Annotated in this window: 21 protein-coding genes; 9 read left to right on the top strand and 12 right to left on the bottom strand. The window is 68.1% G+C overall.

The window, feature by feature from the left end:
- Positions 1-89: 89 nt before the first annotated feature.
- The 5 genes from ACVXZ4_RS05985 to ACVXZ4_RS05965 are packed head-to-tail and all read right to left on the bottom strand — an operon-like array spanning position 90 to position 4,098.
- Positions 90-740, bottom strand: a complete 651-nt coding sequence (locus ACVXZ4_RS05985) for a response regulator transcription factor (protein WP_461797322.1) — start codon at positions 738-740, stop codon at positions 90-92.
- Entirely contained in the window at positions 737-1,969 is a 1,233-nt protein-coding gene (locus ACVXZ4_RS05980; RefSeq protein ID WP_461797321.1) for a histidine kinase, read from the bottom strand. The genes ACVXZ4_RS05985 and ACVXZ4_RS05980 overlap by 4 nt, the downstream gene beginning before the upstream one ends.
- Before the next feature lie 23 nt (positions 1,970-1,992).
- Entirely contained in the window at positions 1,993-2,505 is a 513-nt protein-coding gene (locus tag ACVXZ4_RS05975) for a hypothetical protein (protein WP_461797320.1), read from the bottom strand.
- Positions 2,506-2,515: 10 nt separating this feature from the next.
- Complete coding sequence (locus ACVXZ4_RS05970) at positions 2,516-3,259, bottom strand: sortase domain-containing protein (RefSeq protein WP_461797319.1); 744 nt, start codon at positions 3,257-3,259, stop codon at positions 2,516-2,518.
- Complete coding sequence (locus tag ACVXZ4_RS05965) at positions 3,256-4,098, bottom strand: DUF4397 domain-containing protein (RefSeq protein WP_461797318.1); 843 nt, start codon at positions 4,096-4,098, stop codon at positions 3,256-3,258. The genes ACVXZ4_RS05970 and ACVXZ4_RS05965 overlap by 4 nt, the downstream gene beginning before the upstream one ends.
- Before the next feature lie 162 nt (positions 4,099-4,260).
- Between ACVXZ4_RS05965 and ACVXZ4_RS05960 the strand changes: the two genes are divergently transcribed.
- Both ACVXZ4_RS05960 and ACVXZ4_RS05955 read left to right on the top strand, forming a co-directional pair.
- Positions 4,261-5,175, top strand: coding sequence for a helix-turn-helix transcriptional regulator (locus ACVXZ4_RS05960; RefSeq protein ID WP_461797317.1), 915 nt, complete (start codon positions 4,261-4,263; stop codon positions 5,173-5,175).
- A complete protein-coding gene (locus ACVXZ4_RS05955; protein ID WP_461797316.1) occupies positions 5,172-5,951 on the top strand; it encodes an alpha/beta hydrolase in 780 nt (259 codons plus the stop codon). The genes ACVXZ4_RS05960 and ACVXZ4_RS05955 overlap by 4 nt, the downstream gene beginning before the upstream one ends.
- Positions 5,952-6,039: 88 nt before the next feature.
- Here ACVXZ4_RS05955 and ACVXZ4_RS05950 read toward each other — a convergent pair whose 3' ends face one another.
- Positions 6,040-6,219: a CsbD family protein gene (locus tag ACVXZ4_RS05950; protein ID WP_461797315.1), complete on the bottom strand. Its 180-nt coding sequence runs from the start codon at positions 6,217-6,219 to the stop codon at positions 6,040-6,042.
- 133 nt (positions 6,220-6,352) lie between these two features.
- Here ACVXZ4_RS05950 and ACVXZ4_RS05945 point away from each other — a divergent pair, with 133 nt between their 5' ends.
- The 3 genes from ACVXZ4_RS05945 to ACVXZ4_RS05935 are packed head-to-tail and all read left to right on the top strand — an operon-like array spanning position 6,353 to position 7,811.
- The gene (locus tag ACVXZ4_RS05945; protein ID WP_461797314.1) at positions 6,353-6,898 is read left to right on the top strand and encodes an RNA polymerase sigma factor; all 546 of its coding nucleotides are present in this window, start codon (positions 6,353-6,355) and stop codon (positions 6,896-6,898) included.
- Complete coding sequence (locus ACVXZ4_RS05940; RefSeq protein WP_461797313.1) at positions 6,895-7,497, top strand: Asp23/Gls24 family envelope stress response protein; 603 nt, start codon at positions 6,895-6,897, stop codon at positions 7,495-7,497. The genes ACVXZ4_RS05945 and ACVXZ4_RS05940 overlap by 4 nt, the downstream gene beginning before the upstream one ends.
- Positions 7,494-7,811 carry a hypothetical protein gene (locus tag ACVXZ4_RS05935; protein ID WP_461797312.1) on the top strand — a complete coding sequence of 106 codons (318 nt, stop codon included), beginning with the start codon at positions 7,494-7,496 and terminating at the stop codon, positions 7,809-7,811. The genes ACVXZ4_RS05940 and ACVXZ4_RS05935 overlap by 4 nt, the downstream gene beginning before the upstream one ends.
- A gap of 10 nt (positions 7,812-7,821) precedes the next feature.
- On the opposite strand, the gene ACVXZ4_RS05930 is transcribed toward ACVXZ4_RS05935, so the two are convergent.
- Together ACVXZ4_RS05930 and ACVXZ4_RS05925 are read right to left on the bottom strand one after the other, a co-directional pair.
- Entirely contained in the window at positions 7,822-9,408 is a 1,587-nt protein-coding gene (locus tag ACVXZ4_RS05930; protein ID WP_461797311.1) for a cation:proton antiporter, read from the bottom strand.
- Between the two features lie 63 nt (positions 9,409-9,471).
- The gene (locus tag ACVXZ4_RS05925) at positions 9,472-11,160 is read right to left on the bottom strand and encodes a long-chain-fatty-acid--CoA ligase (RefSeq protein WP_461797310.1); all 1,689 of its coding nucleotides are present in this window, start codon (positions 11,158-11,160) and stop codon (positions 9,472-9,474) included.
- 121 nt (positions 11,161-11,281) lie between these two features.
- Between ACVXZ4_RS05925 and ACVXZ4_RS05920 the strand changes: the two genes are divergently transcribed.
- Positions 11,282-11,782: a DUF427 domain-containing protein gene (locus tag ACVXZ4_RS05920; RefSeq protein ID WP_461797309.1), complete on the top strand. Its 501-nt coding sequence runs from the start codon at positions 11,282-11,284 to the stop codon at positions 11,780-11,782.
- A gap of 173 nt (positions 11,783-11,955) precedes the next feature.
- Here ACVXZ4_RS05920 and ACVXZ4_RS05915 read toward each other — a convergent pair whose 3' ends face one another.
- A complete protein-coding gene (locus ACVXZ4_RS05915) occupies positions 11,956-12,447 on the bottom strand; it encodes a CarD family transcriptional regulator (protein WP_185201090.1) in 492 nt (163 codons plus the stop codon).
- Positions 12,448-12,661: 214 nt separating this feature from the next.
- Between ACVXZ4_RS05915 and ACVXZ4_RS05910 the strand changes: the two genes are divergently transcribed.
- Together ACVXZ4_RS05910 and ACVXZ4_RS05905 are read left to right on the top strand one after the other, a co-directional pair.
- Complete coding sequence (locus tag ACVXZ4_RS05910) at positions 12,662-13,606, top strand: SDR family oxidoreductase (RefSeq protein WP_461797308.1); 945 nt, start codon at positions 12,662-12,664, stop codon at positions 13,604-13,606.
- 119 nt (positions 13,607-13,725) lie between these two features.
- Positions 13,726-14,535 (top strand): hypothetical protein, encoded by an 810-nt coding sequence (locus tag ACVXZ4_RS05905; RefSeq protein ID WP_461797307.1) that lies wholly within the window; start codon positions 13,726-13,728, stop codon positions 14,533-14,535.
- Here ACVXZ4_RS05905 and ACVXZ4_RS05900 read toward each other — a convergent pair.
- Entirely contained in the window at positions 14,532-15,989 is a 1,458-nt protein-coding gene (locus ACVXZ4_RS05900; protein WP_461797306.1) for a sugar porter family MFS transporter, read from the bottom strand. The genes ACVXZ4_RS05905 and ACVXZ4_RS05900 overlap by 4 nt on opposite strands.
- Positions 15,990-16,092: 103 nt before the next feature.
- On the opposite strand from ACVXZ4_RS05900, the gene ACVXZ4_RS05895 reads away from it, so the two are divergent.
- Complete coding sequence (locus ACVXZ4_RS05895) at positions 16,093-16,704, top strand: 4'-phosphopantetheinyl transferase family protein (RefSeq protein WP_461797305.1); 612 nt, start codon at positions 16,093-16,095, stop codon at positions 16,702-16,704.
- Here the strand turns inward: ACVXZ4_RS05895 and ACVXZ4_RS05890 are convergent.
- Both ACVXZ4_RS05890 and ACVXZ4_RS05885 read right to left on the bottom strand, forming a co-directional pair.
- Positions 16,674-18,002: a M1 family metallopeptidase gene (locus tag ACVXZ4_RS05890; RefSeq protein WP_461797304.1), complete on the bottom strand. Its 1,329-nt coding sequence runs from the start codon at positions 18,000-18,002 to the stop codon at positions 16,674-16,676. The two genes, ACVXZ4_RS05895 and ACVXZ4_RS05890, sit on opposite strands and share 31 nt — an antisense overlap.
- 8 nt (positions 18,003-18,010) lie before the next feature.
- Positions 18,011-21,886: a Pls/PosA family non-ribosomal peptide synthetase gene (locus ACVXZ4_RS05885; protein WP_461797925.1), complete on the bottom strand. Its 3,876-nt coding sequence runs from the start codon at positions 21,884-21,886 to the stop codon at positions 18,011-18,013.
- Positions 21,887-22,006: the final 120 nt, after the last annotated feature.

Genomic DNA, 22,006 nt, shown 5'->3' with positions numbered 1-22,006 from the left:
AAATTTCTGCGGATTTGGCCACTTTGCGCGACGAGCCCAGACGAAATCGTCTGTGTCATAGCGATTTGAGCGAGCAAATGGCCCGTCGGCTATCGAGTTCGAACGAGCGCTATCGCCTGCGCGCGATCCCGCACCTGGAGCTTCGCGAAGATCGAATTGATATGTGTCTTGACTGTCGACACGCTGACGAACTGGCGGGTCGCGATCTCTGGGTTGCTGAGCCCTTCCGCGATGAGTCGGAGCGTGGATGCCTCGCGCGGGGTGAGCTGGGGGAAGCGGTCCTCGAGACGGGGCCGCTCCCGATCAGTCCCGCCGACGAGCCCCTCGATGAGGCGCGCGCCAATATCGGCGGCGAAGGTTGCCTGGCCACTGGCGACAGACCGGATGGCAGCGGCGAGCTCGATCCGCCCGGCGTCTTTCGTGAGATAGCCGCGGGCACCGGCCCGCAGGGCGCCGGCGATCGACTCGTCGTCACCGAAGGTGGTGAGTACCAGGATCGCCACCGACGGCTGGGCTGCGAGGATTTCGGCAGTGGCCGTGGCACCGTCGAGCCCCGGCATTCGCAGGTCCATGAGCACCACGTCCGGCTCGAGATCGGCCGCCAGGCGCACCGCTGCGATGCCGTCGGCTGCCTCACCGACGACTGTTATATCCGGGAGCAGCGAGAGGACAGTGACGAGGCCGTCTCGCACTATCGCGTGGTCGTCCGCAACGAGGACGCGGATGGGAGACTCGGTCACGCGCGGCCCTCCGTCGATCCGTCCGGTGCGCGGGTGGCGGCCGGCACCCGGGCGTCGATCACGAAGAGGCCCTCGCGTTCCCCCGCCCACAGAGTCGCTCGCCCGATTGCCGCGAAGCGCTCGGCCATGCCCGCGAGGCCATGGCCACCCCCGGCCGCCGGGGTCTGTGTGGTCGAAATGGACGGGCCCGGAGTCGGAAAGACCATCGGATTGCTCACCACCAGGTGCACTCCCTCCCCCGACCAGTCGATAGTGACCCCCACCGGCGCTCCCGGTGCGTGCCGTCGGGCATTGGTGAACCCCTCTTGGAGCGCCCGGACGAGCGCGGCCGACTCCGCCGCGCCGAAGCCGATCCGGTGGAGGTCGCCCGGATCACCGTTCACCCCGAACTCGACAGTACCGCCGAGCTCACGATGCGCAGACACCAGGCCCTCGACCGACCGGGCGAGTTGCTCGCTCGGAACCGTCCCCGTCTCCCGGAGCGCGCCCACGGCCCTCCTCGCATCGTCGAGGCCGGCAACGGCGAGCCGTCGGGCGTCGTGCACCCTGGTCGAGGCATCCGCGGTTCGTCCGGCTTCGAGCAGTGCCTCGACGGCGTCGAGCTGGATCACCAGTGCCCCGAGGCTGTGAGCGAGCACGTCGTGGATGTCCCGCGCCAGCGCCTGCCGCTGCTCGAGCACCTCGGCCCGCGCCTGTTGCTCGCGGATAGACACGCGTTCTTCGAGCAGCGCTAAAGACTGGTGCTCCGCGAGCCGGAACTGGCGACGGCTCAGGCCGACGAGCGCAGCGACCAGGACCCCGGCCTCCATCGAGACCAGCGCGAGTGGCTCCACCGGGGAGAACACAGCGCCGACGCCGACAAGACCGATTCCGACAGCAGCCCCGCAGATTCCCCACCACAGGGGTCGGCCGACCAGCCCGAACACACGGAGGACACCGATGGTCGCCGGAACCACGAGAAGCCCGTGGGTTCCGGGCGTGACCAGGGATCCGGCCACGATCATGACGGCGAAGGGGCCGGCGCCCAGGAGGCGAAGTGCCGACCCGGGAAGGACGACAGAGACGAGCCAGGCCCCCAGGGCCACAATCGAAAGCACGAGGACGACTGCCGGCAACCGACCACCGGAACCGGCGGCAAGCGAATACCCGATTACGCCGATTCCGGCAAGATTGAGGAGACGCCCGAGCGCGGTGGACGGTGGCTCGGGCAGACGATCTCGGGTGGTCACGAGCCATCTTCCCTCGCGAGCGCTCAGGCCGCCACCGGAGTCATCCGTGAGAGGCGGACGGTGAAGACAGCCGTGCGGGATGCCCGGTTGGCGGCGATCATCACGAAGATGACTCCCGTGGCGGTCGCGACGACGGACCCGGCGGAGACTGCCCAGAAGTCGATGCCGACCCTCACTGCGATGAATACCAGCCAGAGCGCGAGCCCGAGCCATCCGGTGCGGCTCTCGAACTCGGCAGGCGCCGACGGATTCGACGGTTCGCCAGCCGTCGCCGGGCGGAAGCGGGCGAGCACGCCCATGGCCGAACCGACGCCGAGCGAGACGACGAGTTCGATGATGAGCACCGCGACATCGGCCTGCGACAGAGCGCTGCCATGACTAACCCCGACGAGCTGAACGACACCGATGGCGGCCAGAATCAGGGGCAGTCTCCACATTTTCGAGACCGTCACCGGGCGCCAGGTGAGCTGGCGGACCCCGATCCAGCCCACCAGGAGGAGCACGACGAGGGCGTTTGCGAGGGTCTGAATGGTCATGTTCCGATCTTCAGCCGCCATACCCCGGCGCAGGCACCACCCAGGGGTGGAGGCCGGGTGGAGATTCCCCTCCGCCGGTGGAGGCCGAGAGGGTCGCAAAGACGACGAGATTCTCTGTGTAGTGTCCGGTCGAGCGATCGAAAGGCCCATCGCAGGTGATCAAGCGAAGTTGAGGGGTCGGCACAGGGCCGTAGACCGCGCTGGTCGGGAAGGTCGCCTTCGGCACGACGGAACTCGACGCGACGGTGAAGTCGACCGCCGTGCCATCCGATAGCCGCACGACGATGCCGGCGCCCGCCGCCAGTTCGGGCAGATGCTCGAATACCGCGGGCTTCGCCGCCGAATCCAGGTGTCCGGCGATCACCGCGGGTCCGACCTGCCCGGGGAGTACACCGCCGGAGAACCAACCGGCCCGGTCGAAATCGGTGGGGGGATGAAGGATCCCACTCGGATCCACCCCGAGCGTCTCGAGGTCGGTCGATACCCCGATCGACGGGATGTCCAGGTGGGTCGCCACGATCCCCGCCAGGCTCGGCGCTACGGGGACCGCGACCGGATCCTGCAGGGCCCCGGCAGAGCTCGCCGACGTCGCGCTCGACTTCTGCACTCCCTGCGAGCCGCGATCGGCCGCAATCGGGCCGACACCCTGCACGCCCGCGATCACCACCGCGGCAGCGAGACCGAGGACCGTTCCGGAAGCGATGATCCCGCCGATGCCGAGGGCAAGGCGGCCGTGCGCGTGGCGGCCGCTCATCGCGCGACCTCCGGCGACCCGCCGCCCCTGGTGAGGGGAGCCCTGCTCGGGATCGCATCGGAGACGGCAGATTCGCGAGCGAGGAATCCACCGCCCGTCTGCACTGCTCCGACCGGTATCTGAAGCGCCGCCGCGCTGTCGACGACCGGGCGCGCTGTGAGGCGGCCGCCCGAGGTGTCGACTACGACAAGCGAGTTCACCGAACCCGACTCGAGCGTGACCGTGGTGCTGAAGTCACGTTTCCGGGCACGGAACACGAGCGTCCAGGTGCCGGCGGGCACTTCGACGTATTCGGTCGCTGTGCCGCCGGGGGCCTTGATCGCGATCGCCTTCCCCGCGGCGGTGGCGGCGGTGACCGTCGGCGCCTCCGTGGACGCCTGGATCATCCTTATCCGGGCGCTCCCAGCGGCCGGGGTGGCGAGATCGTCGGCGAAAGCCTTCATCCGCAGGTGCGAATTACGCCCGTAGGCGGCGACTGTCGTGCTCTCCCCCTGCTTCACGGTCACCGAAAGACGGGAGATCGGAGTGCTCGACGCCCGGGATCCGGCGCGTGTCATCGTCACCAGGTACTTCGCCGGCACCAGCGACCAGTATGGCGAGACCGCACCGTACGGCACCGAGTCGAGTTCCGCGATCGGCTTGTCGCGGCCTACCTCGGTGATGCGCACATCCACCGGCCTCGTGTCCGGTGAGAAGTGGGCGACTCGGAGCCAGCCGACCAGGGATGGGGAACCCCCGGTTTGCGCGAGTGCGGGAGTTGCTCCAGCGATGGTGGTGGCCGCGATCATCGCGCACGCGACGAGCGCCTGAACCAGGCGCCGGGTATTCGTCTGTGTCATGGTTGTGTCCTCCGCGTCGCCGCTTGTCGGGTCAAGGCAGGTCGGGGGTTATACGACGACGTATTCACGGAGTTCGGAGCGAGAACCTGAATGGATTGGTCGTATCCTCGAGATTCCTCTACCGGGCATCCACGCCCTCCCGGTTCTGCGTAGGGTGGTCACATGCAACCAGGCAACCAGTTCGGCGAATTCTTGCGCGCCCGGCGCGAACTCCTCACCCCCGAAGACGTGGGGCTGCCGGCAACCGGGCGTCGTCGCATCCAGGGACTGCGACGCGAGGAGGCTGCACTCGTGTCCGGCCTGTCGCCGGAGGACTATCTGCGCCTCGAGCAGGGGGCCGAGCAGAATCCCACCGACGACGTGCTCGATGCTCTCACGCGGGCTCTCAAACTCGACGAGGATGCCGCTGCGAGCCTGCGTGACCTCGCCCGGCCGGCACCCACCGCGGCGCTCCGATCGGGCAACGGGCCGGCTGCACCAAGCGAAGCTCCGGAGGGACTGGCCGGTCTCATCGACGCCTGGCCGAACCAGGTCGCCTGGATCGAGGGCCGACTCACCGAAGTTCTCGCCGCCAACCCGCTCGCCCGTGCCCTGTCCCCGCTCTTCACCCCCGGCACCAACCTGATGCGGTCGGTGTTCCTCGATCCGGCCGCTCGTGAGCTCTACACCCGCTGGGACGGGATGCTCGTGGCTACTGTCGCACGATTGCGCACGCTGATCGGACCGGACATCGACGACCCGGCCCTCGCGCAGCTCGTGGGTGAGCTCTCGGTGCGAAGCGGCGAGTTCCGTGCGCTCTGGGGCGCCGCCGAACTGCCGGCCGAGACCGACTCGATCACACGCCTGACGCATTCGCAGGTCGGATCCCTTGAGCTCGAGACCGAACGTCTCGCGATCGGCTCCCCCGGCGACGCCGCGTCCGGGCAGTTCCTCGTGATCCTGCACGCACGGGCCGGCTCCGAGTCCGAGACGGCGCTCCGCCGCCTCTCCGCGATCGCCTCCGGCACCTCGCCGGCCGAGGCCCAGCGCATCCTTCCCGCTCCCGTGCCGATCGAATCGAAGCGCCGACTGCCGTGAGCGAGTCGGTCTCCACGGCGGCGCGCAGCGGCTCCCGCGCCGGTCGACGTATCGTGCAGGTACTCGTGGCCATCCTCGTCGTATTCGCGCTCGCGATCGTCGCCCTCGTCACCTGGGCGAATATCGTGATGCAGGGAGAACGCGGCCCGGCCCTCTCGGCCTGGCGGGACCAGCGGATCTCGATCGTGTCGACCGACCACTCGATCGTGCTCACCCCGACCTCCGGCGCCACCGGCACCGGGCTCGTCTTCATCCCGGGCGCGAAGGTCGATCCCTACGCCTACCTCTACAAGCTGTCCGGCATCGTGGACAAGGGGGTCACTATCGTGATCACCAAGCCGACCCTCAATCTCGCCTTCTTCGACCAACGACCGCTCACGACCTTCACCGCGGACGCGCCGACGGTCACCCGCTGGTTCGTCGGCGGCCACTCCCTCGGCGGTGTGCGTGCCTGCATGCTCGCCGATTCGTCGTCGGGGCCGGATGTCGCGGGCCTCGTGCTGTTCGGAAGCTACTGCGCCACCGACCTCTCTCGCACGGACCTGGTCGTGCTCAGCATCGGGGGCGAGCACGACGGCCTGAGCACTCCGGCGAAGATCGATGCGGCGAAGACCATGCTGCCGTCATCCGCCACCTTCGTCGAGATCCCCGGCGGCAACCATGCACGCTTCGGCGACTACGGAGTCCAGCCGGGAGACGGCGTGGCCACCATCTCCAGCGCGAAAGCGCGGTCGGAGATCACTGCGGCGCTCGAACGCGTGCTCGCGCCGGAGTAGCCCGCCGGGCCGCCACTCCGGGCGAGTGCGGTCAATCGGGGCTGGCGTGCCGGCCCGGAGAGTCCGCACTCGCCCGGGAAGCGCAGCGCTACTTGTCGCCGGTGAGAGCGTCCTTGATGTTCTCGCCCGCCTTCTTGACCGAGGCCTTGGCCTGATCGGCCTTGCCCTCGGCGACGAGGCTGTCGTTGTTGGTCGCTTTGCCCACAGCTTCCTTGCCCTTACCGAGAAGGTCCTGCGCGGTGTTCTTGATGTCGTTGTCGGCACTCATTGTGGAACTCCTTTTCTGCGGTGGCGGAGCGTTGGAATTCGCCCCGTCTCACTGGTTTTCATGACTGTGACGCGTACAGTGACCAATTCGTCACGGTTCGCGGCGAAACTTTTTTGAAGTGGGGGAATGGCCGGTGAGCGACCTCTTCACGGCCTCCGACGGAATCCTCGCCGAGCGGTCGGCCGATGGCGACACTGCGGCGTTCTCCGTTCTGGTTCGGCGTCATGCGCCCTTCCTTCGTGCGTTTGCACAGCGGCTCACCGGCTCCGCGGCGGATGCCGACGACGCTGTCCAGGAGGCGCTGATCTCGGCCTGGAGACAACTCCCCACCCTTCAGGACCCGGCGAAGGTGCGGTCCTGGATGACCAGCATCGTGAGCCGGAAGGCCACCGACCGCATCCGGAGCCGGCGCCCGCTGGGTGAGCTCGACGACGATCTCGTCGCCGACCACGGATCCGGCCCGGAACAGCGCGCGATCGCGACCTCCCGCATGGAGGCGCTGACCCGCATCCTCGACGACCTACCAGAGGGCCAGCGTCAGTGTTGGGTACTGAAAGAGGTGGGGGGATACTCCTATGACGAGATCGCCGAAAGGCTGGACCTCACCGTGACCACCGTGCGCGGCAAGCTCGCGCGAGCCCGCCAGACTGTAGTGAATGAGATGGAGGTGTGGCGATGACCGACATCCTCGCCGGCGACGACGTCGGCGGTTCCGGATTCTCGCTCGACGATCTCAGCGACTATCTCGACCGCGGGCGCCAGCCCGCCATTCTGGCCATCGACGGCAACGCGGAGTGCCAGGCGATGCTCGCCACCCTCGAACGAGTCGGAGCTCTCTCGCGAGACATCGTGGCGAAGGATGCCCAGGACAACCCCGAGATCGAGGAGAGTTGGCTCCAGGGCCTCCTCACGTCGATCTCCCGGGAGGTGCGGGCAGGACGGGACATCCCGCTCAGCAGCTCGGAGCCGAACACCCGTCTCACCATCACCGAAGGCGCCGTTCACGAACTCGTTCGCGCCGCGGGCGATTCCGTCGAGGGGGTACTCGTCGGCCGCTGCTCGCTCGACGGGGATCTCACCGACCCGACCGCCGCTGTGCGGGTTTCCCTGACCATCAGCGTCGTGCTCAGTGCTCCGATCGTGGGCCTCGCGGCAGCGGTGCGCGAACGGGTCTACTCCGAACTGCTGAAGCACACCGAACTCGCCATCGAGAGCGTCGACGTCACCGTGACTGACGCACATTCCCTTGTACGCCCGATCGTGGAGGACCAGCGATGACCGACGACCTGGAGGCTCTCGCCGTCCGCCTCGACGCGGTGGTGAGGGCTGTTCCCGCCGTCGCCTCCCTCTACTCCGCCGACCCGGCCCTCCTTCGATCAGTACGAGAGATCGGCACCGGGCCGAGCACCCGAATCCCGCTGGTCACGGTGCGACGCGCCGATGCGGGGTTCTCGATAGTCGCGAGTGTCGCGGCCTCGGGGTCACAACAGGCACCCGTTACCGCCCGTGCGGTGTCGACGGCCATCCGCGCCGCCCTCGACCCGGGGATGGAGGCGGAGATCCTGGTGCGAGTGAGCCGGATCGAACGCTGAGGTTCCGCGTTCAGCCGGTCTTCTTGTTGTTGTGGCGGATTACCCGCACCGCCACTTCCTCGGCATCGATCGAGGCGAGGATGGCACGCACCGCCGGTTCCTGGTAGCGGCCCTCCCGGCGAGCCGCCAACACCGCCGCGCGCTCGGCCTCGATCATCGCGAGCCGCAGGCGCCCGAACGCCGCCTGCGCCGGCTCGACGCCCTCGGCCACGGGGTTGAGCAGCGATTCACCCAGTAGGACGGCGTCGTTGCGCAGCCGATCGATGACGGCCGCGTCATCCGATTCCATGACCTCTGAGTCCAGCTTGACGACGCCCGCAGCGCGGGCCTCGGCCATCAGCATCTGCGCCTCGACGAGTTCCTGGTCGGCATTGGGCGGCGGCAGTTTCAGGCGCCGGATGAGCCAGGGCAGCGCAAGAGCCTGCAGCAGGGTGCCGACCACGACCACGAAGGCGAGGAATTGCAGGAACGACTTCTGCGGAGTTCCATCGGGCAGAAGGAACACCGCTGCGAGGGTCACCACTCCTCGCAGTCCGGAGAATCCGATCGCGATCGTTGTGCCCCAGCTCCAGCTGCGAGCCCGCATCCCCTTCGGCCCGAACCGGTAGAAGGTGCGCACGGGCACGATCCAGGCGAACCGGGCCACGATGATGAACAGCAGCATTGCCACCGAGATGAGGATGGTCTGGCCGACGCCGAAACCGGAATCGGCGACACCGCGGAGGATGCCCTTCAGATTGAGCCCGATGAAGAGGAAGACGGAATTCTCGAGGAGAAAGCGGATGGTGCGCCAGTTCACCGAGTCGGCGATCCGGGCCTCCGCCGATTGCACGACCGGCGCATTCGCCCCGACGATGAGGCCTGCGATCACGACGGCCAGCACACCGGATCCGTGGAGCAACTGCGTGGGGATGAACGTGACGAAGGGGGTCACAAGCGACAGGCTGGTGTCGAGCACAGGCGCTTTCAATCTCCGGCGGATCGCGGAGAGGCCGAATCCCGCCGCGAGACCGAATCCCACGCCGATCACGACGGCGAGCACGAAGTCGCCGACGACCGCCCAGGGATTGAGGGTGCCGACGATCGCCGTGATGGCCGCGGCCAGGGCCACGAGGGCTGCCGCATCGTTGAAGAGGCTCTCACCCTCGAGGGTCGTGGCGAGCCGCCGGGGAAGATTGAGGCGCCCAGAGATCGAGGTCACGGCGACGGCATCCGTCGGGGCGACGACCGCAGCGAAGGCGAATCCGGTGGCGAGGGTGATCGCCGGCACGATCAGCCAGGTGAAGAATCCGACCACGACCACAGAGAACAGCACCAGTCCCACCGAAAGGGTGAGGATGCTGTCGCGCCGAGCGCGGACATCCACCAGAGAGGTGCGGATTGCTGCTGCGAACAGGAGCGGAGGCAGCAGGCCGTAAAGCACGAGTTCCGGCTCCACCTCGATTTTCGGCAGCCCCGGGACGAATGACGCGACGGCGCCGACTGCGACGAGGCTGATCGGTGCCGACCAGCCCACACGGCGGGAGAGACCCGTCACCGCCACCGTCACGAGCACGAACGAGACGATCCAGATGATGGTCATGACGGAGTCATCCATGCCTGAGTCCCTTCCTGTGGTGTTATCCGAGGGTAGAGGACGCACACGAACTGCGGGACAGTGCTACGGGGCCAGACGCTCCCGCACGACCCGTCGCAGAACCTTTCCCACGATATTGCGCGGCAACTCGTCGACCACCTCGATGCGCTTGGGTACCTTGTAAGCCGCCATCCGCGTTTTCAGGTGCTCGCGAATGGCGGGCACATCGAGGGTGGCTCCCGGCGCGAGCACGACCGCGGCGACGACATCCTCTCCGCCCTGCGGTGTGCGGATGCCCACAACGGCGGCGTCTGCCACGTCCGGATACGAGATCAGGGCCTCTTCGACCTCGGTCGGCGCCACGTTGAATCCGCCCGTGATGATGAGCTCCTTGATGCGGTCGACGACGGTGACGAAACCGTCGGCCGAGACGGTGACGATGTCGCCGGTGCGCAGCCATCCACCGGCAAGAAGTGCCTCGGCGGTCTCTGTCGGGCGGTTCCAGTACCCAGTGAAGACCTGCGGCCCGCGCACGAGCAACTCGCCCTCTTCGTTCACCCCGCGATCGATCGAGGGGTCGTCGGGATCCACCACCCGGATGTCCGTGCTGGGGAACGGCACGCCGACCGTACCGGGTCGCCGTGAAGGTCCCATCGGGTTGCCGACGACGATCGGGGACGACTCGGTCATGCCGTAGCCCTCGACCAGCAGGCCACCGGTGGCCTCTTCCCAGAGCTCCACGACTCGGGTCGGCAGGTTCATCGCTCCCGAGATCGCAAATCGGATGCCTCGAAGGCTCACGCCCCGCTCGGCGGCCGCGGCCACCAGTCGTTCGTAAATCGGCGGGACGGCCGGCAGGAACGTCGCCGGCGTCTTGCGGAAGGCATCCAGAACCAGCTGTTCATCGAACTTGGGGAACAGCACGAGCTTGGCCCCGATGCTGAGCGCGAAGCTGAGGCAGAGGGTGAGACCGTAGGCGTGGAAGAGGGGCAACACCCCGTAGACGACCTCTCGGCCGGCGCGCAGCCCGGGAATCCAGGCTTCCCCCTGCATCGCATTCGCCCGAAGGTTGCGGTGCGACAAAATGGCGCCCTTCGGTGTGCCCGTCGTGCCGCTGGTGTACTGCAGCACCGCGGTGTCATCGAGCGCTGGTCCGGGGTATCGGCGGGGCAGAAGCCGCGATGACTCGAGGTCGCCCCATTCGATCGAGCCGCGCACGCGGCGTCCGCTCGTCAGCGCCGCTCGCGCACCGCGGGCCTTCTTCACCGGGAGGCGCAGGGCGACCCGGGTGCGCAGCGGCATCGCTCGCGTCACGTCGACCGACACCACGGTCTCGAGTCCGAGATCGTCAGGCATGTTGAGGAGAGTCGGTACGGTCTTGTCCCACGCGATCGCGACCCGTGCGCCGTGATCCTCGAACTGGTGGCGAAGCTCTCGCTCTGTGTAGAGCGGATTGTGTTCCACCACGATGGCTCCGAGGCGCAGAACCGCGTAGAAGGCGATCACGTGTTGGGGGCAATTCGGCAGCACCAGAGCGACTCGATCCCCTTTCATCACTCCCCGGGCGCGAAGCCCGTTTGCGAAGTGCGAGACCTCCTCTCCGAGCTCGCCGTAGGTCATTGTCGCGCCGAAGAACTGCAGGGCGACGTTCCGTCGGTAGGTGCGTACCGAGCGGGAAAGCATTTGACTCAGAGTCTCGGTGGGCTCCGCGATGTCGCGGGGAACACGCAGCGCATAGGAGTTGAGCCAGGGACGATCGGAGAAGGGGGTCATGTGAGCCTCGATGGTTGAGCGGTGTTCGTCGGAATCTGTGGGTGCTGTCGTACTGGTTCGGAGCCGCCGGCCGAGGGGAATGGTCGAGGGACTTCCAAGCTAACGGGAGCAAGATCCATTTATGCGCAATAACGTCACCCCCCAGACTCCCGGCCCCGGCCAGGAGTCCGTCTGGGACTACCCCCGCCCACCACGCATCGAGCCCACGACCGACCGCATCCGCATCCGTTTCGGTGGCGAGACCATCGTCGATACGACGGATGCCGTGCGGGTACTCGAGACGAGCCATCCGCCGGTCTATTACCTGCCGCGGTCCGCTTTCGCGCCGGGCGCGCTCGAACCGGCCCCCGGAGCGAGTTTCTGCGAGTTCAAGGGGGCCGCGAAGTATGTGACAGTGCGTGGGGGTTCCGCGCGCGCCGAATCCGCCGGCTGGTATTACCCGAGCCCAAGCCCGGGCTATGAGTCGTTGGTCGACCGCGTGGCGGTGTATCCCTCGGCGATGGACTCCTGCGAGGTTGCCGGAGAGACGGTGACGCCTCAGGCCGGCGACTTCTACGGAGGATGGATCACGTCGCGCGTGGTCGGCCCGTTCAAGGGCGAGCCCGGGACTATGGGCTGGTAGTGCTCTTGTCGCCGGTCGAGTAGCGCGCGAAGATCGAGCACGCGTGTCGAGACCAGCGCGCGCCGGGTCTCGACACGCTCGCTGGCGCGCGCTACTCGACCAGCGGTGGTCGAGACTAGACCGGGTCTCGACACGCTCGCTGGCGCTCGCTACTCGACCAGCGGTGGTCGAGACTAGACCGAGACGGTAGCCAGCACCTCGTCGAGCACCGCGGAGGCCTCTTCGTCGGTGGAATTCTGGGCGAGCGCGAGCTCCGAGATCAGGATCTGGCGGGCCTTGAGCAGCATGCGCTTCTCACCGGCGGACACACCGTGATCCTGGTCGCGACGCCACAGATCGCGAACGACCTCGCTCACGCGATAGACGCTTCCGCTGCCCATCTTCTCGGTGTTGGCTTTGAATCGACGAGACCAGTTTCCCGGCTCCTCGACCATGTCGCTGCGCAGCACGTCGAACACGGCCTCGACTCCGGCGCTGTCGATGACGTCGCGCACTCCGATGAGCTCGACGTTCTCGATCGGCAATTCGATCGTCAGGTCCGTGGCGTGCACGTTGAGGGTGATGTACTCCTTCGGCTCACCCTTGATCGTGCGGGTCTTCACCGCGGTGATCGTTGCAGCGCCGTGGTGGGGGTAGACGACAGTCTCTCCGACTTGGAAAATCATGCGGTAATGCCTTCAATCGTTGATTCTGTATCGCAGGGGCGTACCGCTCGCGACCTATCACGCACGACAGAGGCGCGAGAGGAGCGGGTAGCTGCCTGGAGGGACATCGAGCGGTTCCACGTCCGAGACCGTATACAGGATAACGCGTTCGGGCAGCATTAAATTGCCAACGGGCCGGTCGGAGGGCGGATCGGGCCGGGCGTAGCCTCTGATGATGACTCGAACTGCGCCCGATATCGCCGTGCCCGACCTCTCCGGACGACTCGCGATCGTCACCGGCGCGAACAGTGGCCTCGGATTCGCGCTCACCTCTCGGCTCGCGGCCGCCGGTGCCGAGGTGGTGCTCGCCGTTCGCAATTGGGACAGGGGCGAGCAGGCGATCGCTCGAATCCGCGCGGACCAGCCGACAGCACGACTGAGGATCCTGCCCCTCGACCTCTCCTCCCTCGGCGGCATCGCCACCTTCGCCGCCACGTTCACGGCCGAGGGTCGCCCCCTCGACCTCCTCGTCAACAATGCCGGCGTGATGATGCCGCCCGCGCGCGGGATGACCGCGGACGGCTTCGAGCTGCAGTTCGGCAGCAACTTTCTCGGGCACTTCGCGTTGACAGCCCACCTGCTCCCCCGGTTGCGTGCGGCCGGGGACCCCCGCGTGGTGTCGTTGAGCAGCATCCTGGCCCGCACGGGTAGATTCGACTGGGACGACCTTCAGTCCGAGAAGCACTACAGCCCCCAACGCGCCTACGGGCTCTCCAAGCTCTCGATGCTCGTGTTCGCGCAGGAACTCCAACGCCGCAGTGACGCGGGCGGGTGGGGCCTTCGCAGCCTCGCCGCGCATCCCGGGTCGACCCTCACCAACCTGCAGGTGACGGGGCCGCAGTCCGGCGGAACGAGCGGCGGCGCGATGACCGCGTACCTGAAGCTGACCTCGAGGATCCCGTGGCTCTGGCAACAGGCGCCGCAGGGCATCCTTCCTGCCCTCTATGCCGCAACGAGCATGGATGCCACGGCTGGTGCGTACTACGGTCCGGGTGGGTTCGCCGAGCTCACCGGCCCACCGAAACTCGCCGCCGTGCCGAAACGCGCGCTGTCGACACAGGACGCCGCCCGGCTCTGGACCGAGTCGGAACGTCTCACCGGGGTGACGTTCCCCGCCTGAGGCGGCCGCGACCCGTCACCTTCTGCTGCTTCAGAGTGTCATTCGCGCAGATATCGACGGTTCGGCGGGAGTGTTCGCGGTGACACTATCCTGAGAGGATCCATCGCCGAAGGAGCCTCGTGAGGGCGTCTCTCCCCGTTCCGCTCCTGGCGGCTCTGCTTGTGCCGATGCTTCTGCTCGGTGGATGCACGCCCACCCCGCCCAAACGGGTTCCGGCGACTCCCCCGACGCCGACTGCGACCTTTGGGGATGTCGTCGGACTGCGACCGGTGACCGATGACCGCGGAACCTACCTGCAGACCACAATCGATCCTCGCAAGCCCGGGTATCGCCTGCTGGCTCGGGTGCTCGAGGACACGACGGTCGCTCGGGACGGCTGGACCTCGCGCCAGGTCCTCTCGGCGCAACAGTGGGTGCTCCGATTCATCACCGAGCAGGGGGCTGACTCGACGGTCGCCGACGTCCCTCCGGGGGACTCGCCGCGGTGGCAGGAGTTCGTCCGCCGAGTCGCGCCCGTCTCTGTCAGTCCCGGTGCGATGGAGAATCTCACGCAGGCCGAGTCGGCCCTCGTGTTCCGCGACAGCGCGGGACCGTTGATGGTCGAGGACGGGCTCCCCCGCCTCGACAGCGAGGTCGTGCAACTGAGGAAGGTCACCAGCAGCTCGGTCGGAGCCGATCGCGAACTGGCCTTCACCGGGCTGTCGACCGTGCGCTATCGCGTGACGGACTCCGGGGTCATCAGCTGGTTCGAAACCAAGACGGCGACATCGGCCGACGATGTCACGCGGGTGTTTCCCCAGCTGACCGACGATCGCGCCGGAATCCAGCAGATGTCGCTGAATTGGACAATAAGGGTGACCCCTCACGGTCAATCGTGGCGCATCTCCAGCTACGAGAATCGCTGGGACTGGACCTTCGTCGGCCTCTAACGGACCTGGCGGGCTTTGCCCGCCCCGGTCTTCGCACTGCCCTTCGGCGGCAGGAGCGTGTTCGCCTCCTCGAGCGCCATACCGTTCGTCTCCGGGATGAACCGCGAGACGAATAGGAACGAGAGCAGCGCGAAGGCGGCATAGAGACCATAGGTGAGCACGAGGGAGACCGCCGCCAGCGGCGGGAAAGACACGGTCACGAGGAAGTTCGCGATCCACTGAGCCGCGGCCGCGACCCCGAGCGCACGGGCGCGGATGCGCGTGGGGAAGATCTCACCGAGCAGCACCCAGACCACCGGGCCCCAGGATGCGCCGAAACTGACCACGAAGACGTTGGCGGCGACGAGGGCGATCGGTCCCCACGCTCCTGGCAGAGACGGGGCGCCCTTCACCACATCCGCCTGGCTGAAGGCGATCGCCATCGTAGCCAGCGACAGGGTCATGCCGGCCGATCCGACGAGGAGGATGGGGCGGCGGCCCACGCGGTCGACGAGCGCGATCGCGACGAAGGTCACCGCGATGTTCGTGACGGCCGTGATCACCGAGATCGTGAAGGAGTCCTTCTCCTGGAAGCCGACCGATTTCCAGAGGGTGGTCGAGTAGTAGAAGATCACGTTGATGCCGACGAACTGCTGGAACACCGACAGGATGATCCCGATCCAGACGATCGGTTTGAGGCCGAAACGATCGCCCCGCAGCGCGCCCTTCTTCGAACCCTCCTCATCCGTCTTGATCGCATCCCTCATATCCCGGATGGCGCGCTCCACATCGTCGTCCGGCCAGATCCGCGCAAAGATCGCCCGCACGTCGTCATCGCGCTTCTTGAGCACAAGGAACCGCGGCGACTCGGGGAGGAAGAATGCGATGGCGCCGTAGATGACGGCCGGGACGACACCGGCGAGGAACATCCAGCGCCACGCTTCGAGGCCGAGCCAGAAGGGGGCATCCGCGGTGCCGGCAGAATTGGCGAAGAGCGTGTCGGAGAGCAGGGCGGCGAAAATCCCGACGGTGATGGCGAGTTGCTGCAGCGAACCGAGGCGCCCCCTCAGCTGGCGCGGGGAGATCTCGGCGATATAGGCCGGAGCGATCACCGAGGCGATCCCGATACCGAGCCCACCCACGAGACGCCAGACCACGAGGTCCCACACGCCGATCGACAGGCCACAGCCGATCGCACTGGCGAGGAAGAGCACCGCTCCCACGATCATCGCCGGGATGCGCCCGAACCTGTCGGCGAGACGGCCGGCAAGATAGGCACCCACCGCGCAGCCGATCAGCGCACTGGCCACGGCGAACCCCGTGAGCGAGGCGGTGAGCGAGAACTGCTTCTGCACCGCGTCGACCGCGCCATTGACGACCGACGAATCGAAGCCGAAGAGGAAACCCCCGACGGCTCCGGCCACTGCGAGAGCGATGACCTTGATGTTGGTACGGGGGCTGGAGGTGTCTGACATCGCTGGCCTTCGAACAGGAAACGGGGGAACCACTGTCACCGTACGCTCCGCTTTCCGCACTAGTTCAGGGCGTGAACGAGATGGCCGGCGCTATGGTGAAGTCGTGCAGTGGGCGGTGACGGCAGGGGTGTGGGTGAGCATCCACCACAGCACCGGTGACCGGATGCGCGACCGCGGATTCCTTCACGCGGCAGTGGCGGGAGTGCTGCTTCCGGATGCCGCGATCCCCGTAATAGGGCAGCGGTGCGTCGACTGCGGGGGCGACCACGGGCAACCTCTCATCGGGGACGGGGATGCCGTGTGGGCGAGTCTCACCCGCGCAGGCGGAGTCGTCGCGGTGGCGGTCAGCACCGCGGGGCCGGTGGGCATCGACCTCGCGGATCCCGCGGCGGTCACCCGCGCCCCCCTCGACGCCTTCGGAGCGGACGAAGTCACGCTCATCCGCGATTCGGCAGATCCAGCAAGAACGACCACGCGGCTCTGGACGGCGAAGGAGGCGATCCTGAAGGCCGATGGCCGCGGGCTTCGCTGCGATCCTCGAGATCTCCGGCTGGGCATCGAGCCGTTTGCCCTCATGCGCTGGGACGACTGCCCGGTGCCGCTCGACGCGGTGACGGTCGATCGCTTCGACGAGCCGCGCGGGCTCCTCGGCACCGTCGCGAGCTTCGCCGTCTTCGGGCCGGCTCAGGTGAGGCGGGGCAGAGTCTTCGAATAGACCCACCGGCGGATGATGCCGTCGATGACGTCGGAATCACCGAACTCGACGAACGCGTCGATGACATCGGAGGGGGTGACGTGACCGTACCGGAGGCGCGATCCCAGGGCCCGGAGGGCCGAGAAGAATGCCTCGTCGCCGATCGCACGGCGCACGACGTGCAGGGCGAGCGCGCCGCGTTTGTAGACGCGGTCGTCGAAGAGGAGCTTGGTCCCCGGGTCGCCGACCACGATGTCCTTCGGCTGCGAGTTGACGAGGTCCCAATGGGAGCGGGCGCACTCGGCGGCCGTCGCGCCCCCGCTGGCCTCCGACCAGAGCCACTCCGCGTAGCAGGCGAATCCCTCGTGCAGCCAGATGTCCTTCCACCGGCCGACCGTGAGGGAATTGCCGAACCACTGGTGGGCGAGTTCATGGGCGATGAGCCTGTCGCTGCCGTGGGCGCCGTCGACGTGATTGCGGCCGAAGATCGCCAGGCCGTGGGCCTCGAGCGGGATCTCGAGCTCATCCGCCGTCACGATCACTCCATAGGCGGCGAAGGGATAGGGTCCGAAGCGCTCGGAGAACAGCGCGATCATCTCGCCGAGCCGGCCGAAGTCTTCCGCGACCTTCGCCGCGAGCGCGCCGGGGTATGAGATGGCGACCGGCACCGCGGCATCCACGGCCAGGCTGCGATAGCGCCCGATTTGAACTGTCGCAAGGTAGGTGGCCATCGGCTCGGCGACGTCGAACTCCCAGCGCGCGCGACCGGCGCGGCTGGTGCGCGACAGCTGTACGCCGTTGGAGATCACCTGGTAGACCGACTCGCAGGAGACCACGATGTGGAAGGTGGCCTTGTTGCTCGGGTGGTCGTTGCAGGGGAACCACGACGAGGCCCCATTGGGCTGGCTCGCCACGAGCGCGCCGTCGGCGAGTTCCTCCCAGCCGACCTCGCCCCACTCGCTACGGATCGGATGCGGCGTGCCCCGGTAGCGCACCGTGACGGTGAACGCCTCCCCGGCCGAGATCGTCTCGAGGGCCGTGATGACCAGTTTGCGCGCGGTCTGGGTGACCTTGCGGGGACGCTCCGCGCCGATCATGACCTTCTCGACGACGAGGCCGGCGAGGTCGAGGCTGAACCGGTCGAGGGCTTCGGTGGCGCGGGCCGAGATGACCGTGGTGGCGACCAGCCGGTTCGTCTCCACCCGGTAGTCGAGGTCGATGTCGTAGTGGCCGACGACGTAGCCGCCGTTGCCGCTCGTCGGCAGGTAGTCGTCGCCCGCGGACGGGGAACCGAGTGACGGGCGCGAGGTCTGGGGCATGGGTGCGCTCAAGTATTCCACGGCGGGGAATGTGCCGGGTCCGGTGCCCACGGCGCGATCGGATTGCCCGACCAGAGTGTGCCCTCCGGCACCCGTTCTCCCCTCATGACGAGCGATGCAGGGCCGACGGTTGCGCTGCGGTCGAGGGATGCCGCGGGCAGTATTACGCTGTGCGGCCCGAGCGTGGACCCTTCGGCCAGCGCCACGGAGTCGAGCTGCATGATGCGGTCGTGGAAGAGATGGGTCTGCACGACGCATCCGCGGTTCACTGTGGACCCGTCGCCGAGCGACACGAGGTCGGCCTCCGGCAACCAGTACGACTCGCACCAGACACCACGACCGATGGTGGCTCCGAGGGTGCGCAGCCAGACGGCGAGCGCGGGGGTTCCTGCGGCGTTCGCGGCGAACCAGGGCCGGGCCACCATCTCGACGAAGGTGTCGGAGAGCTCGTTGCGCCACACGAACGACGACCAGAGCGGATGCTCGAGCGCCGCGATCCGCCCCGCCACCGCCCACTTCGCCGCAGTCGTGATGCCGGCTGCCGCCGCCCCCGCGAGCAACAGCACCACCCCCGACAGCAGGATCGCCACACCGGGGCCGAACGCGAGCCAGAGCGCGTCGAGGGCTGCGAGAACGGCGAGAGCGATCCACGCCGAGACGAAGACCGGCACGATGCGCAGCACCTCCCAGGCACCCCTCGCCACCCGAAGGCGGAGCGACGGCTCGAAGGTGCGGGCCTCGTCGATGTCTGTGACCGTTCGCCGGAGGCGGGCGGGCGGGTTGCCGAGCCACGAGGATCCGCGCTTCGCCTTGCGCGGTGTCGCTGAGAGCACGGCCACCAGCGCATTGCGTGGCACCGACCGCCCGGGCCCGGTGATCCCGCTGTTGCCGAGAAAGGCGCGGCGACCGATCTTCGCCCGACCGATGCGCATCCAGCCGCCGCCGAGTTCGTAGGTGGCCACCATGGTGTCGTCGGCGAGGAACGCGCCGGGGGCGATGGTCGTCAGCCGTGGGATCAACAGCACTGTGGATGCCTCGACGCCCGCGCCGACCGTGGCTCCGAGCATCCGGAGCCAGACCGGCGTGAACAGGCTCGCGTAGAACGGGAAGAGCAGGGTGCGTGCGCTGTCGAGCAGGCGCTCGGTGCTCCACGCCTGCCAGCCGATGCGGCTGCGCACCGGATGATGGCCCTCGCGCAATCCGAGTCCGAGCAGTCGGACGGCGCCGACCACCAGTGCCGCATAGGACACCCCCGCCACGATGACGGCGAGGGGCACGGCGAGCGTCGCCCGACCGAAGGCCTCGGCAAGCGATGCCGACAACCCGATCGCTGAGCCGACGACCAGTGCTCCGAGCACGACGCCGACTGCGGGGATGGCCGAGAGGGTGAGCGACCCCAGACCGAAGACGACGAGCCATCCGGTGCCGCGAGGCGGGCGCTGCGGCGGCCAGGCGCCGCGGGCCGACCCGACGCGTTCGGCTGGCGATCCTGCCCAGCGCTCCCCGGCCGGGACGCGGCCAGAGACGGCGGCACCGGCCTCGATCTCGGCGCCCCCGCCGATGCTCGCCCCGCCGAGCAGGGTGCTGCGGGTGCCGATGGTCGCACCGGCCCCGATGTGTACCGCCCCGAGTCGCAGAATGTCGCCGTCGACCCAGTACCCGCTGAGGTCGACCTCCGGCTCGATCGCCGCCCGCGGGCCGATCGACAGCATCCCCGTGACGGGTGGGAGCGTGTGGAGGTCCACCCCTTCACCGATCTTCGCACCGAGCGCGCGGGCGTAATAGCTGATCCACGGCGCCCCGGCGAGGCTCGCGCCCCCCACGAGGTGCGCCACCTGTTCCGCCAGCCAGAGGCGGAGGTGAACGGATCCGCCCCGCGGGTAGTCGCCGGGCTTCACCCCCGCGAGAAGCACGCGGGCCGCGATCACCGTGATCGCCATCTTGCCGAGAGGGGAGATGAAGAGCACCAGCCCGACCCCGATCCACCACCACGACACGGTCGGCTGGAATCTCGCGCCGGTCCACGCGTCGAGCAGATTATTAGCAAGGGCGAGGTAGACCAGGTAGCGCAGGCCAACGAGAACATGGAGCGGCACGCCAAGCAGCGTCTGGGCGACCTGGCTGCTGAGAGGAGTGGGACGCACCGTGCGCAGCTCCCGCTCCTCGGCCGGGATCCGCGAATCGAGTTCGTCTGCGAGCGACCCGATGCGAGGGTGGTCGTAGATGTCGGAGACCCGGGTCTCGGGATGCCGCACCCGGATCGCCGAGACCAGTTGCGCCGCAGTGAGGGAGCCTCCGCCCTGGGCGAAGAAGTCGTCGTCCGGGCCGCGCACCGGCGTGCCGAGGATCGCGGACCACTGCCCGGCGATCCACGCCGCGGTCTCGGTGAGAGCGTCGACCGCATCCTCATCGACGGCGGGCAGCGGCCACGGAAGGGCCGCGCGGTCGACCTTGCCTGAGGTGCGCGTGGGAAGCGAGTCCACCAGGGCGAGTAGCGGAACAAGGGCGGCCGGGAGCTCCGCGCGCAGCCGCTCGGTGGCGACCGTCCGATCGAACTCCTCACTCCCTTCGGCCAGGGCAAGGTAGCCGACGAGCACCTGGTTGCCGGCGGGAGTGGTCTGCACCATGGCGGCGGCGGCGGCGATGCCCGGAAGACCCTGGAGGGCGGCATCCACCTCTCCGAGCTCGATGCGTCGGCCGCCGAGTTTCACCTGGTCGTCGGCACGACCGACGAAGATGAGGCCAGCCGGCTCGAAGCGCACGAGGTCGCCACTACGGTAGGCACGATCCCAGCCGAGGGCGGGGAATGGCGCGTATTTCTCGGCGTCCTTCGCCGGATCGAGGTACCGGGCGAGGCCGACCCCGCCGATGATGAGCTCGCCGGTCTCCCCCACGCCCACGCGGGCACCCGTCGGGTCGACGACAGCGAGGTCCCAGCCGTCGAGGGGCAGGCCGATGCGCACCACCCCTGTGCCGTCGATCAGGGAAGCGCAGGCGACGACGGTCGCTTCGGTCGGACCATAGGTGTTCCAGACCTCGCGGCCGCGGGACGCGATCCGGGCCACGAGCTCAGGAGGGCAGGCCTCACCACCGAAGATCACGAGACGCACCGCCTCAAGCGATTCCTCCGGCCAGAGCGCGGCGAGGGTCGGCACCGTGGAGACGACCGTGATCCCGTGGGCGATGAGCCACGGTCCGAGATCTACCCCCGAGCGCACCAGCGACCGTGGCGCCGGCACAAGGCAGGCCCCGTTGCGCCAGGCTAACCACATCTCCTCACAGGAGGCGTCGAAGGCAACTGAGAGACCCGCGAGCACTCGATCCCCTGCTCCGACAGGCTCCCCCGCGAGGAATAGCCGCGCTTCCGCATCCACGAATGCTGCGGCCGAGCGATGGGTGACGGCCACACCCTTCGGCACACCGGTGGACCCGGACGTGAAGATCACCCAGGCGTCGTCATCCGGTGTGGGTGGTTCGATCGTGACGGGCGAATCGGCGCCCCGCGCCTCCGACACCGGGCTGTACGCCCCTCCCGGCCCGATCACACCCACCACTCCGGCCTCGGTGAACACGAGGCGAGCCCTCTCCTCCGGGTCGTCGGCATCGACCGGCACGTACGATGCCCCCGCGGCGAGCGTGGCGAGGATCGACACGTAGAGCTCGCGCGTGCCCGAGGGGATGCGGATGCCCACCCGGGCGCCGCGTGTCACGCCGAGGCCGGCAAGTCGCGCGGCCTGCACGTGCACCAACCGGAGGAGCCGCCGATAGCTGATCGCGCCCTGCGGATCTTCGAGGGCAAGGGCATCGGGCGTCGCCCTCGCCGTGGCCTCGAGGATATCGAGGAGGGTGCGCGGGGCAGGGCGGCGCTCGCCTGCCTCGAGCATGTGCTGGTGGTGAGGCGGGCCGAGTGGGTCGTCGACCGGGCTGGGGGTCACTCGTGCTCCTCGGATCGTGCCGTCGAGACGATGGGTACCGCGTGTGGCTCCATCGTCGCAGACCGTATT

It is taken from the genome of Lacisediminihabitans sp. FW035, from assembly GCF_054880895.1.
Note: the sequence above shows the minus strand (reverse complement) of the source record. Positions and strands in the feature narration are given on the sequence as shown.